This is a genomic window from Stenotrophomonas sp. ZAC14D2_NAIMI4_6, from assembly GCF_003086875.1.
GTDB lineage: Bacteria > Pseudomonadota > Gammaproteobacteria > Xanthomonadales > Xanthomonadaceae > Stenotrophomonas.
Genome location: NZ_CP025996.1, coordinates 1,810,852 through 1,824,074 on the forward strand (window position 1 = coordinate 1,810,852; position 13,223 = coordinate 1,824,074).

The following is a 13,223-nucleotide window of genomic DNA, read 5'->3' on the forward strand; positions in this document are numbered from 1 at the left end:
GTAAACCCGTCCATGGGGGCTCGTTGGCGCCATCCATGGCGCCAGCGGTCCTGCAACGGCCCACCCATCCCGCCTGCCAGGTTTCCTGCGCGCGCGAACGGGAAGGGCGGAATCAAGGGCAGGGGCAAAAGCAAAAAAAGGCAGCCATTGGCTGCCTTTTTTCGTGGATCTGACCCCGGTAGAGTCGAGCCATGCTCGACTGCTTTTCATGCACCAGTCGAGCGTGGCTCGACTCTACAAAGCGGGGTTACAGCGCTTCGAAAATGCCCGCGGCGCCCATGCCGGTGCCGATGCACATGGTCACCATGCCGTACTTCTGCTGGCGACGGCGCAGGCCGTGCAGCAGGGTGGCGGTTCGGATCGCGCCGGTCGCACCCAGCGGGTGGCCCAGGGCGATCGCGCCGCCCAGCGGGTTCACCTTGCTCGGGTCCAGGCCGCAATCGCGGATCACCGCCAGCGACTGCGCGGCGAAGGCTTCGTTCAGTTCGATCCAGTCCAGCTGGTCCTGGGTCAGGCCAGCCTGCTTCAGTGCCTTCGGAATCGCGGCGATCGGGCCGATGCCCATCACTTCCGGGCGCACGCCGGCCACCGAGAAGCTGACGAAGCGGGCCAGCGGGGTCAGGCCGTAATCCTTGATCGCCTGTTCCGAAGCCAGCAGCACCGCGCCGGCGCCATCGCTCATCTGCGACGAGTTGCCGGCGGTGACGGTGCCGCCGAACTGGCCGTTGCGGAACACCGGGCGCAGCTTGGCCAGGCCTTCAGCCGAAGAATCCGGGCGCGGGCCTTCGTCGGTGTCGGCAATCTTGTTGCGGGTGATGATGCGCTGGCCATCGGCCAGGTCCGGCAGGTGCGACACGATTTCGTACGGGCTGATCTCATCCTTGAACTCGCCGTTCTGGATGGCGGCCATGGCCTTCTGGTGCGAGGCCAGGGCGAAGGCGTCCTGCTCTTCGCGCGAGACCTTCCACTCCTCGGCCACCTTCTCGGCGGTGATGCCCATGCCGTAGGCAATGGCCACGTGGTCGTTGTCGAACACGCTCGGTGCCATCGCGATCTTGTTGCCCATCATCGGCACCATCGACATCGATTCGGTGCCGCCGGCCAGCATCAGGTCGGCGTTGCCCAGGCGGATCGCATCGGCAGCCTGCGCCACGGCCTGCAGGCCGGACGAGCAGAAGCGGTTCACGGTCTGTGCGGCGATGGTATTGGGCAGGCCGGCCAGCAGCACGCCGATGCGCGCCACGTTCATGCCTTGCTCGGCTTCGGGCATGGCGCAGCCGATGATGGCGTCATCGATGCGGTTCACGTCCACGCCCGGGGCCTGGGCGACGACGCTGCGCAGCACGTGCGCAAGCATGTCGTCGGGGCGGGTGTTGCGGAACATGCCCTTGGGCGCCTTGCCCACCGGGGTACGGGTGGCGGCGACGATGTAGGCGTCCTGGATTTGCTTGGTCATTGCAGTGATCTCTTGAATAGGATTTGTAGAGTCGAGCCATGCTCGACTGCCACATCAGGGTGTGCCCACCAAGGTGGGCACCTACCAGAGGCGGAGGTGTGCCCACCAAGGTGGGCACCTACCAGAGGCGGAGGTGTGCCCACCAAGGTGGGCACCTACCAGAAGCAGGTAATCAGTTACGCAGCGGCTTGCCGGTCTTCAGCATGTGCGCGATGCGGGCCTGGGTCTTTTCCTGCTGGGCCAGTTCAACGAAATGCTTGCGTTCCAGGGTCAGCAGCCACTCTTCGTCCACCAGGGTGCCGCGGTCGACCTTGCCGCCGCAGAGCACGGTGGCGATGCGCTCGGCGATCTCGTAGTCGTACGGGCTGATGAAACGGCCTTCCAGCATGTTGACCAGCATCATCTTGAAGGTGGCGATGCCCACGTCACCGGCCACCTGGATGCGGCGTGCCGGCAGCGGCGGACGGTAACCGGCTTCGGCCAGTGCACGCGCTTCGGCCTTGGCGATGTACAGCGCCTCGTAGCTGTTGAACACGACCTTGTCCGTGCTGCGCAGCAGGCCCAGTTCCTGGGCGTTGACCGCCGAGTTGGACACCTTGGCCATCGCCACGGTCTCGAAGGTCTTCTTCAGTTCGGCGAAGACATCACCGCCCGGACCGGCCGCCTGCGAGGCGCGCACGGCCAGTTCCTTCAGGCCGCCACCGGCCGGCAGCAGGCCCACGCCGGCCTCGACCAGGCCGATGTAGCTTTCCAGGAAGGCCACGGTCTTGGCGCTGTGCATCTGGAACTCGCAGCCGCCACCCAGGGCCAGGCCGCGCACGGCCGCCACCACCGGCACCAGCGAGTACTTGATGCGCTGGCTGGTGCGCTGGAAGTTGGCGACCATTTCTTCGAACTGGTCGACCTTGCCAGCCTGCAGCAGGCCCAGGGCACCGGCCAGATCGGCACCTGCGGAGAAGGGCTCCTTCTGCTGCCAGATCACCAGGCCCTGGAAATCCTTCTCGGCGCGGCTGACGCATTCCTGCAGGCCATCGAGCACCTGGTCGGAAACGGTGTTCATCTTGGTCTTGAAGCTGACCACGGCAATGCCATCACCGTCGTGCCACATGCGCAGGCCGTCGTTCTCGAACACGGTCTCGCCCGGCGCGAACTGCTCGCCCAGCAGCGGATCGGGGAAGCGCTGGCGCTGGTACACCGGCAGCGACGAGCGCGGCAGCTTGGCGTTGCGCGACGGGCTGTAGCTGCCCTCGGCGGCGTGCACGCCGTCGCGGCCATCGAACACCCAATCCGGCAGCGGGGCGCTGCTCATGCTCTTGCCGGCCACGATGTCATCGGCAATCCACTGCGCCACCTGCTTCCAGCCAGCGGCCTGCCAGGTTTCGAACGGGCCCAGCGACCAGCCGTAGCCCCAGCGGATGGCCAGGTCGACGTCGCGCGCGGTTTCGGCGATATCGGCCAGGTGGTAGGCGCTGTAGTGGAACAGGTCGCGGAAGGTCGCCCACAGGAACTGCGCCTGCGGGTGCTGGCTCTCGCGCAGCTTGGCGAACTTTTCGGCCGGGTTTTTGATCTTCAGGATCTCGACCACTTCCGGGGCAGCAGTGCGATCGGCGGCGCGGTAGTCCTGCTTTTCCAGGTCCAGCACCACGATGTCCTTGCCGACCTTGCGGAAGATGCCGGCGCCGGTCTTCTGGCCCAGCGCGCCCTTGGCAATCAGCGCGTCCAGCCACTTCGGCGACTTGAAGAATTCATGCCATGGGTCATTCGGCAGGGTGTCGCCCATGGTCTTGATGACGTGGGCCATGGTGTCCAGGCCGACCACGTCGGAGGTGCGGTAGGTGGCCGACTTCGGGCGACCCACCAGCGGGCCGGTCAGGCCGTCCACTTCATCGAAGCCCAGGCCGAACTGCTGGGTGTGGTGGATGGTGGACAGGATCGAGAACACGCCGATGCGGTTGCCGATGAAGTTCGGGGTGTCCTTGGCGTACACCACGCCCTTGCCCAGGGTGGTGACCAGGAAGGCTTCCAGGCCTTCCAGCACCGCCTTGTCGGTGGTGGTGGCCGGAATCAGTTCGGCCAGGTGCATGTAGCGCGGCGGGTTGAAGAAGTGCACGCCGCAGAAGCGGTGGCGCAGCTGCTCGGGCAGCACGTCGGCCAGCTTGTTGATGCCCAGGCCCGAGGTATTGGAGGCCAGCACCGCGTGGTCGGCCACGAACGGGGCGATCTTCTTGTACAGGTCCTGCTTCCAGTCCATGCGCTCGGCAATGGCCTCGATGATCAGGTCGCAGTCCTTCAGCTGTTCCAGGCTGGTTTCGTAGTTGCCCGGGGTAATGGCTTCAGCCAGCGACTTGCTGGCCAGCGGCGCCGGGCTCAGCTTGCCCAGGTTGGCGATTGCCTTCAGCACGATGCCATCGGCCGGACCTTCCTTGGCAGGCAGGTCGAACAGCACGGTATCGACGCCGGCGTTGGTCAGGTGGGCGGCGATCTGGGCACCCATGACGCCGGCACCCAGCACGGCGGCGCGGCGGACTAGCAGGGAATTGGACATGGTGTAGGGCCTTTGTTGGTCAGCAGTTACTGGGTGGAATCAATGGAAGCGGGCAGGGCGCTGTCGCGTGCGGCGGCGCGGAACCCGGCTTCGGCGAAATGGATCAGTTCGTGGGCGGCATGGGCACGATGCGCCGCTTCGGTGACACCGGCGGGTCGCTTGATCAGCCCGAAGTCGGCCATGGCGTAGGTGAGCGAGCCGGCCAGGAAATCCAGCCGCCAGTACAGCTCTTCCTTGCTCAGGCCGGGCACGCATTCGGCAATGGCCTTGCCGAACGCGCGCAGCACGTGGCCGTAGTGGTCGGACAGGAACTTGCGCAGGTTGTCGTTCTTTTCGGCGTAGGCGCGGGCGATCACGCGCACGAAGGCGCCGCCGCTCTGGCGGTCCTGGGCCATGGCCAGCGCCGGTTCCACGAAGGCGGCCAGCACCGGGCGCAGCTGGCCGGGGTGTTCGCTGCGGGCGCGCTCCAGCTGGGCCAGGCGCGCGGCGGTCATTTCGTCCATGCGGCGGCGGAATACCTCGTTGACCAGGTTTTCCTTGGAGCCGAAGTGGTAGTTCACCGCCGCGATGTTCACATCGGCCTGGCTGGTGACCTGGCGCAGGGACGTGCCGGCGAACCCGTGCTGGGCGAACAGCTCCTCGGCAGCACCGAGGATCCGGTCCTTGGTCGAGAAGTGGGCGGGTTTGGCCATGGGGCGGCGGACCTTAATCAAACGATTGTTTGATACTAGGACCAGACGGGGGCGTATGGCATTTTGCAGTGCAGCAAATCTGCCGGGCGAGTTAGAGGGCGTTCACCCGCGGGGAGGCGGGGAATGGGGTCGGATCCCCGTAGGGGCTCCGACCCCATGGCCGGGCGGGTCGTGGTGGGGTCAGAGCCCCTGCGGGGATCTGACCCCTGGGGTGTGACCCCTGGCCGGGCTGGGGAAGGGGGTCAGAGCCCCTGCGGGGGTCTGACCCCGGGCGGCCGCGCGGCTGCCAGCCATGGGCTGGCACTACTACGCGGGATCTTTTACAATCCGCGCACGTTTATCAGGCTAAGCCCGCGTCCCGACGCGGGTTTTTTTCATGTTACCCTTCGGGCCATCAGCGGCCCGATTCCATTGGAGACATCCCATGGCGCTGGAGCGCACCCTTTCGATCATCAAGCCGGACGCCGTTGCCAAGAACGTCATCGGCGAAATCTACGCCCGCTTCGAGAAGGCCGGCCTGAAGGTCGTGGCCGCCAAGTACAAGCAGCTGTCGCGCCGTGAAGCCGAAGGCTTCTACGCCGTGCACCGCGAGCGTCCGTTCTTCAACGCGCTGGTCGAGTTCATGATCTCCGGCCCGGTGATGATCCAGGCCCTGGAAGGCGAGAACGCCGTCCTGGCCCACCGCGACCTGCTGGGCGCCACCAACCCGAAGGACGCTGCGCCGGGCACCATCCGCGCCGACTTCGCCGATTCCATCGATGCCAACGCCGCCCACGGCTCGGACTCGGTCGAGAACGCCGCCATTGAAGTGGCCTACTTCTTCGCCGCCACCGAAGTCGTTTCGCGCTGAGAGTGATGCCGTGAACGAGGTCGTACAGTCCCCCGCCATCCAGCCGCTGCCCAAGTCGGCACCCACGGCTGGCAAGCAGAACCTGCTCGACCTCGATCGCGCGGGCCTGGAACAGTTTTTCGTCGAAAAACTCGGCGAAAAGAAATTCCGTGCCCATCAGGTGATGAAGTGGATCCACCATCGCTACGTCACCGATTTCGATGAAATGACCGATCTCGGCAAGGTCCTGCGCGCCAAGCTGCAGGCCCATGCCGAGGTCGTTGTTCCCAACATCGTGTTCGACAAGCCCTCCGCCGACGGCACCCACAAGTGGCTGCTGGCGATGGGCGTGGATGGCAAGAACGCCATCGAGACCGTGTACATCCCCGACAAGACCCGCGGCACGCTGTGCGTGTCCTCGCAGGTCGGTTGCGGCCTGAACTGCACGTTCTGCTCCACCGCGACCCAGGGCTTCAACCGCAACCTGACCACCGCCGAGATCATCGGCCAGGTGTGGGTGGCCGCGCGCCACCTGGGCAATGTGCCGCACCAGATGCGCCGCCTCACCAACGTGGTGATGATGGGCATGGGCGAGCCGTTGATGAATTTCGACAACGTCGTGCGCGCCATGAGCGTGATGCGCGACGACCTGGGCTACGGCCTGGCCAACAAGCGCGTGACGCTTTCGACCTCCGGGCTGGTCCCGCAGATCGATCGCCTGTCCGCCGAAAGCGACGTGTCGCTGGCCGTTTCCCTGCATGCGCCGAATGACGCGCTGCGCGAAACGCTGGTGCCGCTGAACAAGAAGTACCCGATTGCCGAGCTGATGGCCTCGTGTGCCCGCTACCTGCGCGCCAACAAGCGCCGCGAGTCGGTCACCTTCGAGTACACCCTGATGAAGGGCATCAACGACAAGCCCGAGCATGCGCGCGAGCTGGCCCGCCTGATGCACCAGTTCGACAACGCGGTGCAGGCCCGGGACTCGGGCAAAGTCAACCTGATCCCGTTCAACCCGTTCCCGGGCACCCGCTACGAGCGGTCCGAAGAAGCGCATATCCGCGCCTTCCAGAAGATCCTGCTGGACAGCAACGTGCTGACCATGGTCCGCCGCACCCGTGGCGACGACATCGACGCGGCCTGTGGCCAGTTGAAGGGCCAGGTGATGGACCGCACGCGCCGCCAGGCAGAGTTCAACAAGACGCTGCAGGCAGGGAAGGGGAGTGATGCAGCGGCCTGACCGCCGGTTGCCGGCCCTGTTCGCAGGCATGCTGGCAGTGGCTGCCAGCGGCTGTACCACCACTTCTGAAATTCCCATCGGCCCCGGCGGCGTGGCCCCGGTGCACACCGTGCGCGACGACCCCAACGTGCGCCAGCAGTTCAAGTACGACGACATGCTGGCGTTGGCTGCCCGTGACCTGCAGGTCGGCAACCTGGACGAAGCCGAGCGCAAGACCCGGCAGGCGCTGAAGATCCAGCCCAATGGCGTGGATGCGCTGATGCTGCAGGCCGGGGTGGACGACCGCCGTGGCCGCCAGCAGCAGGCCGGTGAAGGCTTCCGCCGCGCCGCCGAACTGGCCCCGCAGCGCGGCGATGTGCTGAACAACTACGCCGCCTGGCTGTGCCAGCACGGCCAGGCCGCCGAATCGCTGGTCTGGTTCGACCGCGCCCTGCAGGCGCCGGGCTATGCCACCCCCGCCGCGGCACTGGCCAACGCCGGGGGCTGTGCGCTCGATGCCGGCCAGGTCGAGCGTGCCGAACGCGACCTGCGGACCTCGCTGCAGCACGCCCCGCAGAACCCGGTGGCGCTGGAAGCGATGGCCCAGCTCAGCTTCCGCCAGGGCCAGTACATGGCCGCGCGGGCCTTCGCCGAACGTAGGATTGCGGCTGCACCGGCCACGCGTTCCGTGTTACAACTTGCGTCTGACATCGAAGCGCGACTGGGCGATCAGGCGGCATCTGATCGTTATCTGCAGCGCATTCGACAGGAATTTCCGCAGGATGCGGGCTCCTAAACTCCAGGGTTGATGCATTGTGATTGATGACCAGACTGTGAGCGCTCTCGATACTGCGGCCGGCTGCGGCACCCGCCTGCGCCAGGCCCGCGAGGCGGCCGGGCTGACCCTTGAAGACGTTGGCACGCGCCTGCGCATGCCCGTCCAGGTGGTGAAGTCCCTGGAAGAAGAGCAATGGCAGAAGCTGGGTGCGCCGGTGTTCGTGCGCGGCCAGCTGCGCAGCTATGCGCGCCTGCTGAACGTGGATATCAGCCAGCTGCTGGAACAGGCCCAGGTGGGGCCGGTGGTACCGCCCACCCTGGTCAGCCATACCCATACCCCGCGTGCGCGCCGCATTGCCGAAAACCTCGGCCGCCGTGCGCTGTACGTCGGCATTACCGCCGTGCTGGCGGTGCCGGTGTGGTTCGCCACCCGCGGCCACTTCGATGGCACCCCGTCGGCGCCCAGCACCGCCTCGCTGGATGCCATCCCGGCCGCCGTGCCGGTCACCCCGCCGATGGCAGGCAGCGATGCCGCCGTGGCCAGCGCGCCGGTGGCCGCCCCGGCTGCCAAGCCGGCCGCGCCGTACGTGGCCTCGCTCACCCCGGTGCCGCGCCCGGCCCCGGCCGCTGCGCCGGCCGCCGCCAACCTGGACATGCAGTTCAGTGGCGACAGCTGGGTGGATATTGCCGGCCCCGATGGCGGCACGGTCGAGAAGGCCCTGATCAAGGCCGGCGAGCGCCGCAGCTTCACCCCCGGCCAGGTAACCCGCGTCACCCTGGGCAATGCCTCGGCGGTGCAGGTTCAGCAGAACGGCGCTATCGTCGATCTGAGCCCCTACCAGCGAGCCAACGTGGCCCGCTTTCAGGTATCCTCTGAAGGCTCCGTTGTCCCGGTTTCACACTGAGACGCGGTTTCACCACCTTCGATAATCCCAATGGTCCCTCCCGATGGGCGGGGCGAGAGTACGCATGGCGATCGACGATCTGCTCGACGAGCACGAACAAAGTGAACGCGTCCGCAGCTGGCTGCGGAGCAATGGCGCCAGCATCATCGGTGGCGTAGTCATCGCCATCGGTGCCATTGCCGGCTGGCAGTGGTGGCAGCAGCAACAGGGCGGCAAGCTGGCCACGGCCAATGTCGAATACCAGAAAGCCCTGGTCGGCCTGGAACAGAACAAGCTGGACGACGCCGCCAAGGCGGTGAAGGCGCTGGAGGCTGGCCCGTCCAGCATCTACGGCGATCTGGCCGCCCTGCAGCTGGCCAAGGCCCAGGTAGACGCGGGCAAGAACGAAGAAGCGCTGGCCACCCTGCGCGCGGTCAAGGTTGAAGGCGACCTGCAGCGCGTGGTCGACCAGCGCGTGGCGCGCCTGCTGGTGGCTACCGGCAAGAGCGATGAGGCGATCAAGCTGCTGGGCAGTGCCACCGACAGCAGCAGCCTGGAAATCCACGGCGATGCGCTGCTGGCCCAGGGCAAGCGCGATGCCGCGCGCGAACAGTATGAGAAGGCGCTGAGAACGCTGGACGTGGCAGCGCCGCAGCGGCGCCTGCTGGAAACCAAGGTTATGGACGCTGGCGGCACCGTCGCCGCCCCTGCGGAGTCGGTTTGATGAGTCAGAAGGTCATGATCACGCGCGTCGCTTCCGTGCTGCTGCTCGGTATGGCGCTGTCCGGCTGCAGCACCATGAAGGGCTGGTTCGCCGGTAAGGATGCCGCCGCCAAGAAGGCGCAGGAACCGGCCGAGCTGGTGAAGTTCGAGCCGACCGTGAAGGTCAACAAGGCCTGGTCGGTGAACCTGGGCAAGGGCGAGCAGCGCATTGGCGTGCGCCAGGGCCCGGTGGTGGCCAATGGCCACGTGTTCGCCGCGGCCATTACCGGCGGCGTGCACGCCATCGACCTGCAGACCGGCAAGAAGGTCTGGACCTGGGAACCGACCAAGGAAAAGAAGAAGCCGAAGCTGCGCCTGTCCGGCGGCCCCGGCGTGGGTGAAAACCTGGTGGTGATCGGCACGCTGGACGGCCAGGTCATTGCCCTGGACATCAACGATGGCAGCGAAAAGTGGCGCGCCCGCGTGCCCAACGAAGTCATTGCCGCCCCGGCCGTGGCCAACGGCCTGGTGTTCGTGCGCAGCAACGACGGCCGGGTGACCGCCTTCGATGCTGGCAACGGCACCCAGAAGTGGTTCAACCCCAGCGAACTGCCCGCCCTGACCGTGCGCGGCAACGCGCCGGTGGTCACCGGCCCGGGCGTGCTGTTCATCGGCAAGGATGACGGCGCCGTGTCCGCGCTGGCCATGCAGGACGGCCGCACCCTGTGGGACCAGAGCCTGGCCAGCGGCGAAGGCCGTACCGAGCTGGAGCGCATGGCCGACGTCGATGGCGCCCCGGTGCTGGAAGGCAACACGCTGTTCGTCAGCAGCTTCAAGAACCAGACCATGGCCATCGAAGGCCCGACCGGTCGCCCGCTGTGGGCGCGTGACCACGGCGGTGCCGGTGGTGTGGCGGTGTCTTCGGGCAATGTGTTCGTAACCGACAACAAGGGCGGGGTGTTCGGCCTGGACAAGACCAGTGGCGCTGCCATGTGGTCGCAGACCGCACTGGCCCGTCGCTCGCTCACCGGCCCGGCCCTGCAGGGCGATTACGTGGTGGTGGGTGACTACAAGGGATACCTGCACTGGCTGCAGACGTCCGATGGCGCACTGGCGGCGCGGGCCAAGAGCGGCGGTGACGCCCTGCTGGCCCAGCCAATCGTGGCCGACGGATTGCTGCTGGTGCAGAACGTTGATGGCAAGCTGACCGCCTTCCGGTTGGCAAATTAATACGGAGTAATCGCGATGCTGCCTTTGGTCGCCCTGGTTGGACGGCCGAATGTCGGCAAGTCAACCATTTTCAATGCGTTGACCCGCACCCGTGACGCCCTGGTCCATGACCAGCCCGGCGTCACCCGCGATCGCAACTACGGCGTGTGCCGCCTGGATGAAGACAACCACTTCCTGGTGGTCGACACCGGCGGTATTGCCGAAGAAGAAGAAGGCCTGGCTGGCGCGACCACGCGCCAGGCCCGTGCCGCCGCGGCCGAAGCCGATCTGATCCTGTTCGTGGTGGATGCCCGTGAGGGTACCTCGGCCATGGACGATGAGATCCTGGCCTGGCTGCGCAAGCTCTCGCGCCCGACGCTGCTGCTGATCAACAAGATCGACGGCACCGACGAGGACAACGTGCGTTCGGAATTCGCCCGCTATGGCTTCGGCGAAATGCTGACCGTATCGGCCGCCCATCGCCAAGGTCTGGACGATCTGCTGGATGAAGTGATCCAGCGCCTGCCCGAAGAAGGCAGCGGCGAAGAGCTGGACAACGACCCGAACCGCATCCGCATCGCCTTCGTCGGCCGCCCCAACGTGGGCAAGTCGACCCTGGTGAACCGCATCCTGGGCGAAGAGCGCATGATCGCCTCGGACGTGCCGGGCACCACCCGCGATTCGATCGCGGTGGACCTGGAGCGTGACGGCCGCGACTACCGCCTGATCGACACCGCCGGCCTGCGCCGCCGTTCGCGCGTGGACGAGGTGGTCGAGAAGTTCTCGGTGGTCAAGACCATGCAGTCCATCGAGCAGTGCCAGGTGGCCGTGCTGATGCTGGATGCCACCGAAGGTGTGACCGATCAGGACGCCACCGTGCTGGGCGCCGTGCTCGATGCCGGCCGTGCGCTGGTGATCGCCATCAACAAGTGGGATGGCCTGACCGAGTACCAGCGCGAGCAGGCCGAAACCCTGCTATCGCTGAAGCTGGGCTTCGTGCCGTGGGCCGAATCGGTGCGCATCTCGGCCAAGCATGGCTCGGGCCTGCGCGAACTGTTCCGCGCCGTGCACCGCGCGCACGAATCGGCGAACAAGACCTTCACCACCAGCGAAGTGAACAAGGCGCTGGAAGTGGCGTACGAGACCAACCCGCCGCCGACCATCCGCGGCCATGTCTCCAAGCTGCGTTACGTGCACCCGGCCGGTTCCAACCCGCCCACCTTCATCGTGCACGGCACGCGCCTGAAGGAGCTGCAGGAATCGTACAAGCGCTATCTGGAAAATTTCTTCCGCAAGCGCTTCAAGCTGATCGGCACCCCGGTGAGCTTCATCTTCCGCGAGGGTACCAACCCGTACGAGGGCAAGAAGAACGTCCTCACCGAGCGGCAGGTCAAGGCCAAGCGGCGCTTGATGAAGCACGTCAAGGGCAAGTGATTCATGAAAAGGCGGCCGCAGGGCCGCCTTTTTTGTTTGAACGCCGCGACGGGGTGGAGCCGGGTGCGGAAGCCGACGGGAAAAGCAGACCGGGGTAGAGTCGACTGTCAGTCGACTACCGCGCGCAGCGCGGGGTTCTGGCATTTGGCGGAAAGCAGTCGACCAACGGTCGACTCTACCGCGCTGGGGTCTGCGCGATAATGCCGCCATGAGCATTCCCGAGCGTTCTCCGCAGCAGGCGCACGCGCGCCTGGCCCATGGCGCGGTGCTGATCGATGTGCGCAACGCGCACGAACGTGCCGGTGGCATGGCCGAGGGCGCGCGTGGCGTGGCCAAGGAAGATCTGCTGGCCGAGCCGGCCGCACACCTGCCCGCGCCAAATCAGGAAATCCTGCTGATCTGCCAGACCGGCAAGCGTTCGGCCGATGCGGCCCAGGCGCTGATCGCGGCGGGCTATTCGAACATCGCTTCCGTGACGGGCGGCACCGTGGCCTGGCGCGAACAGGCGTTGCCGCTGGTGCAACCGTTGCTCTCCGCGGCTGATCAAGATTTCTACGACCGCTATTCGCGCCACCTGCTGCTGCCGCAGGTGGGCGAGGCCGGCCAGCGTCGCCTGCAGCAGGCGCGCGTGCTGGTGCTCGGCGCCGGCGGTCTGGGCGCACCGGCCAGCTTCTATCTGGCCGCGGCCGGGGTAGGGCATCTGCGCCTGGTCGACCACGACCATGTGGAGCGCAGCAACCTGCAGCGGCAGATCGTGCATACCGAAGCCAGCGTCGGCCAAGCCAAGGTTGAATCGGCGCGCGAGCGTCTGCTGGCGCTGAATCCGACCATCGACGTGGACGCCGTGCGCGAGCGGGTCACGTCCGAAAACATCGATCGCCTGCTGCAGGGCGTGGACGTGGTGTTGGATGGATCGGACAACTTCCCGCTGCGCTATCTGCTCAACGACGCCTGCATCAAGCACGCCGTGCCGCTGGTGTATGCGGCCATCGAGCGCTTCGACGGCCAGGTAAGCGTGTTTGACGCCGGCCGCCAGCGTGGCGTGGCGCCGTGCTATCGCTGCCTGTTCCCGGAACCGCCACCGCCGGAGTTCGCGCCGAACTGTGCCGAGGCCGGTGTGCTGGGCGTGCTGCCCGGCCTAGCCGGGGTGCTGCAGGCCACCGAGGTGCTGAAGCTGCTGCTGGGCATTGGCGAGCCGCTGGTCGGGCGGTTGCTGCGGTTCGATGCGCTGGGGCTGCGGTTCCGGGAAAGCCGCATCGCGCCGGACCCGACGTGCCCGGTGTGTGCGCCGGGTGTGGTGTTCCCCGGGTATATCGATTACGCCGCGTTCTGCCGGGGCGGGTGACTGTAGAGTCGAGCCATGCTCGACTGCCTTTGGCTTCACCGCGCAGAGCAGTCGAGCATGGCTCGACTCTACAATGGAACGATGATGGGTATTGATTCCGCCATCGTTCCGTTTTCGGCACAATCAAACGCAAC

The 13,223-nt window shown here is 66.4% G+C and carries 11 protein-coding genes; 8 read left to right on the forward strand and 3 right to left on the reverse strand.

The features are described 5' to 3' along the window. Positions 1-247 precede the first annotated feature (247 nt). The 3 genes from C1933_RS08370 to C1933_RS08380 form a co-directional block, all read right to left on the reverse strand. On the reverse strand, positions 248-1,456 hold the full coding sequence (locus tag C1933_RS08370) for an acetyl-CoA C-acyltransferase (protein ID WP_108752874.1): 1,209 nt from the start codon (positions 1,454-1,456) through the stop codon (positions 248-250). A gap of 172 nt (positions 1,457-1,628) precedes the next feature. Continuing rightward, a complete protein-coding gene (locus tag C1933_RS08375) occupies positions 1,629-4,001 on the reverse strand; it encodes a 3-hydroxyacyl-CoA dehydrogenase/enoyl-CoA hydratase family protein (protein WP_108752875.1) in 2,373 nt (790 codons plus the stop codon). Positions 4,002-4,027: 26 nt separating this feature from the next. Continuing rightward, a complete protein-coding gene (locus C1933_RS08380) occupies positions 4,028-4,693 on the reverse strand; it encodes a TetR family transcriptional regulator (protein ID WP_108752876.1) in 666 nt (221 codons plus the stop codon). Between the two features lie 424 nt (positions 4,694-5,117). On the opposite strand from C1933_RS08380, the gene ndk reads away from it, so the two are divergent. From ndk to moeB, 8 genes are all read left to right on the forward strand, one after another. Further along, on the forward strand, positions 5,118-5,543 hold the full coding sequence (ndk, locus tag C1933_RS08385) for a nucleoside-diphosphate kinase (RefSeq protein ID WP_108749396.1): 426 nt from the start codon (positions 5,118-5,120) through the stop codon (positions 5,541-5,543). 10 nt (positions 5,544-5,553) lie between these two features. Further along, positions 5,554-6,759 carry a 23S rRNA (adenine(2503)-C(2))-methyltransferase RlmN gene (gene rlmN, locus C1933_RS08390; RefSeq protein WP_107232307.1) on the forward strand — a complete coding sequence of 402 codons (1,206 nt, stop codon included), beginning with the start codon at positions 5,554-5,556 and terminating at the stop codon, positions 6,757-6,759. Next, a complete protein-coding gene (gene pilW / locus C1933_RS08395; protein WP_108752877.1) occupies positions 6,746-7,534 on the forward strand; it encodes a type IV pilus biogenesis/stability protein PilW in 789 nt (262 codons plus the stop codon). Before rlmN ends, pilW begins: the two co-directional genes overlap by 14 nt. Before the next feature lie 19 nt (positions 7,535-7,553). Beyond that, positions 7,554-8,420: a RodZ domain-containing protein gene (locus C1933_RS08400; protein ID WP_108752878.1), complete on the forward strand. Its 867-nt coding sequence runs from the start codon at positions 7,554-7,556 to the stop codon at positions 8,418-8,420. A 64-nt stretch (positions 8,421-8,484) separates the two neighbouring features. Next, a complete protein-coding gene (locus C1933_RS08405) occupies positions 8,485-9,123 on the forward strand; it encodes a tetratricopeptide repeat protein (RefSeq protein ID WP_108752879.1) in 639 nt (212 codons plus the stop codon). Next, positions 9,123-10,331: an outer membrane protein assembly factor BamB gene (gene bamB, locus C1933_RS08410; RefSeq protein WP_108752880.1), complete on the forward strand. Its 1,209-nt coding sequence runs from the start codon at positions 9,123-9,125 to the stop codon at positions 10,329-10,331. Before C1933_RS08405 ends, bamB begins: the two co-directional genes overlap by 1 nt. A gap of 15 nt (positions 10,332-10,346) precedes the next feature. Next, a complete protein-coding gene (gene der / locus C1933_RS08415; protein ID WP_108752881.1) occupies positions 10,347-11,744 on the forward strand; it encodes a ribosome biogenesis GTPase Der in 1,398 nt (465 codons plus the stop codon). Positions 11,745-11,952: 208 nt separating this feature from the next. Next, the gene (gene moeB / locus C1933_RS08420) at positions 11,953-13,089 is read left to right on the forward strand and encodes a molybdopterin-synthase adenylyltransferase MoeB (protein ID WP_108752882.1); all 1,137 of its coding nucleotides are present in this window, start codon (positions 11,953-11,955) and stop codon (positions 13,087-13,089) included. Positions 13,090-13,223: the final 134 nt, after the last annotated feature.

What these genes read in the sequence shown, in the direction of transcription:
- C1933_RS08370 (WP_108752874.1), bottom strand. Translation starts at nt 1,456, where the DNA reads ATGACCAAGCAAATCCAGGACGCCTACATCGTCGCCGCCACCCGTACC.
- C1933_RS08375 (WP_108752875.1), bottom strand. Translation starts at nt 4,001, where the DNA reads ATGTCCAATTCCCTGCTAGTCCGCCGCGCCGCCGTGCTGGGTGCCGGC.
- C1933_RS08380 (WP_108752876.1), bottom strand. Translation starts at nt 4,693, where the DNA reads ATGGCCAAACCCGCCCACTTCTCGACCAAGGACCGGATCCTCGGTGCT.
- ndk (WP_108749396.1), top strand. Translation starts at nt 5,118, where the DNA reads ATGGCGCTGGAGCGCACCCTTTCGATCATCAAGCCGGACGCCGTTGCC.
- pilW (WP_108752877.1), top strand. Translation starts at nt 6,746, where the DNA reads ATGCAGCGGCCTGACCGCCGGTTGCCGGCCCTGTTCGCAGGCATGCTG.
- C1933_RS08405 (WP_108752879.1), top strand. Translation starts at nt 8,485, where the DNA reads ATGGCGATCGACGATCTGCTCGACGAGCACGAACAAAGTGAACGCGTC.
- bamB (WP_108752880.1), top strand. Translation starts at nt 9,123, where the DNA reads ATGAGTCAGAAGGTCATGATCACGCGCGTCGCTTCCGTGCTGCTGCTC.
- der (WP_108752881.1), top strand. Translation starts at nt 10,347, where the DNA reads ATGCTGCCTTTGGTCGCCCTGGTTGGACGGCCGAATGTCGGCAAGTCA.
- moeB (WP_108752882.1), top strand. Translation starts at nt 11,953, where the DNA reads ATGAGCATTCCCGAGCGTTCTCCGCAGCAGGCGCACGCGCGCCTGGCC.